The following is a 2,051-nucleotide window of genomic DNA, read 5'->3' on the forward strand; positions in this document are numbered from 1 at the left end:
ATCCCAAAATCCTGTCCGTGCGTATCAAGCGGCTGGAACCTCCCCGCAACCGGATGCATCGCCTTCAGACCCTGCTCGATATAGTGCACATTGATGCCAAGTGCGTGCGCCGCTACGATCGCTCCGAGTGCATTATAGACTGTGAACTGCCCCGGGATCCCTATCTCTGCTTCCAGCGTATTAGCGCCCATATCTACAGTAAATTTCGTTCCCTCATGCGTGATCTCAATGTTTTTCGCCATATACTGTACCGGCTGCATCACGCTGTATTTGACAACCTCGCTTTTTGCCGCCGCCATCATATTGGCCGCGCTGTCGTCGTCGATATTGATGATCGACTTCTGCGACTGCTCAAACAACATACTCTTCGCATGGATATAATTGTCCCACGTCTTGTGGAAATCCAGATGATCCTGCGTCAGGTTGGTAAACACACCAACATCAAATTCGATTCCATAGACACGCTTTAATTCAAGCGAGTGTGAGGACACCTCCATCACGACCATATCACACTGGTTGTCGAGCATTTTTTTCAACAGTCTCTGCAAGTCTATTGATTCAGGCGTGGTGCGCTCTGTATGAATCTCACGGTCGCCGATCATATTAACGATCGTACCAATGAGCCCCACCTTATATCCGGCCTGCTCCGCAATGGACTTGAGCATATATGTTGTCGTTGTTTTTCCGTTTGTCCCCGTCACGCCTACCATTGCCATCCGCTTGGCAGGATTGCCAAAGAAATTGCATGCAGCAGCAGCCATCGACGCCCGATCGTCCTTCACAATGACCTGCGGGATATCGAGCCCGCTCTGATACTCCATCACCGCGATCGCCGCAGCGCCTTTTCTTACCGCGTCCTGAGCATATTTATGACCATCCTCGGCAAATCCGGAGATGCAAAAAAACAGGTCGCCGCGCTTTACGTTGCGGGAGTCATATTTTAAGTCTTTGATCTCAATATCCTTGTTGCTTCTTATGTCACATCTGATCCCGCGAAATATTTCAGACAGTCTCATTTTTCGTGACCTCCTCCATAAACAAAAGTATTATACCACAAAATATTGTATCCCGCTACTGCGCTGTGTCTATTTGTAGTTGAACTGTACCGTTACCGTAGTACCCTTTTCCACCTGCAAATTCGCTGCGGGCTTCTGTCCCTGCGCCACGCCATTACCAAGCGCCACAAATTTTAATCCTGCACCGATCGCCGTATCACGTGCCGTCACAATATCCATTCCTGTAAAATCCGGAACGGTCGTCATCTCAGCCGCCGGTACCGTTGCCGACTTCGTTTCCATGGTAAGCGTCACTGTCGATCCGGCATACACTTCTTCTTCTGCCGCAGGAATCTGGCTCAGCACATTGCCGCTGCCATCAAGCTTCACAGCAAGACCTATATTTGCGAGTGTATCCTTAGCCGTCTGCATATCCATACCCACAACGTTCGGCACAACCGTTTTTTCCGCATTGCGCGCAGCTTCGTCGTCCGGTGCGATATTGTTGTTTTTAAGGATATCCTCTAATACTTTTTTTGCATATGGCGCGCATACCGTATTGCTGTTTTCTCCAGCAGAAACGCCGCTCGCTGTGATCATCACGAGGTATCTGGGATATTTGACCGGCGCAAAGGCAAAGAAGGAGGAGATCACCTTATCCTGTACCGGCGTATCGCCATCATAGAAAGCAGACGAACCACTTAAACCTCCCACCGAATATCCGGCGATCTGCGCCTGCGTACCGTCTCCATTTTGGATGTAATCGATCATCATATCCTTGAGCTGTGCCGATACGTCCTGCGAAACAGTCTGTCCCTTTACCTCCGCCTCGTATTTCTCGACGATGTTCCCGTTGCTGTCCGCTAAGCCAAGCACCAGCCGCGGCGTATAAAGCGTTCCTCCGTTCAGGATCGAAGCAAATGCGTTCGCCATCTGGATTTGCGAGACTTTCATGTTCTCGCCCGCGCCCATAAGCGCAACATCCGCCTGACGTGCATATTTCATTTCCATAACGTTGCCCTGCGTATCTGTCGCAAAATCAATGCCTGTCTTTTC

Annotated in this window: 2 protein-coding genes; both read right to left on the bottom strand. The window is 50.1% G+C overall.

The features are described from left to right. Positions 1 to 1,016: UDP-N-acetylmuramoyl-L-alanyl-D-glutamate--2,6-diaminopimelate ligase (locus VB081_RS02490; protein ID WP_323399274.1), on the bottom strand; the 1,016-nt coding region annotated here is incomplete at its 3' end. 69 nt (positions 1,017 to 1,085) lie between these two features. Next, on the bottom strand, positions 1,086 to 2,051 hold a 966-nt coding region (locus VB081_RS02495; protein WP_323399275.1), incomplete at its 5' end, for a PASTA domain-containing protein.

Source organism: Christensenella sp. (assembly GCF_034927525.1).
GTDB lineage: Bacteria > Bacillota > Clostridia > Christensenellales > Christensenellaceae > Christensenella.